This is a genomic window from Vibrio sp. 970 (assembly GCF_033339075.1).
In genome coordinates, this window is the sequence record NZ_JAWOTW010000805.1 from 1 (window position 1) to 520 (window position 520).

Annotated in this window: 1 protein-coding gene; it reads left to right on the forward strand. The window is 51.0% G+C overall.

From position 1 onward, the window contains the following. Positions 1 to 520: DUF2339 domain-containing protein (locus R7Q11_RS29300; RefSeq protein WP_225467361.1), on the forward strand; the 520-nt coding region annotated here is incomplete at both ends.

Sequence of the window (520 nt, forward strand, 5' to 3'; positions counted from 1 at the left end):
GCATTATATTCGCACTGGCGGTGAGTCTTGCGCTGCTTGGCTTTAGAACCTATTGCCAATCTTTGAGTCACCGTTCGCAAATCAGCAACGTGCTTTTGTTGGTGCTAGCACCAACGATGGGTTTGGTCACGTTGTTTTATGCTGACGAATTCATGCACGGTTACGCCCTGTACTGGACGTTGTTCTGCGCGCTCATCGCAGCCTATTATGCGTTCCTTAGCCAGCGCCTTCGCTCTCTTGCACTTGAATGTTCAGCGGTCGTTCACGCTCTGATTTCTGGCGTCGCTTTCGTTTGGTTAAGCGACACTTGGCTCACCACTGCCATTTCGATACAAGTCGCGGTGATGGCACTGCAAATCCAAGCCGGGTTCTTTCGCCCAGCAAGTTGGGCGGTCAAAATCGTGATGGGTATTTTGGTGGTTCGTCTCACGTTGCTGCCATTTATTCCACAATGGCAGCCGGTTGAAAGTGGGCATTGGGCTTGGGTCATTCTTAGTTACGTGCCGTCATTGGCTATCTT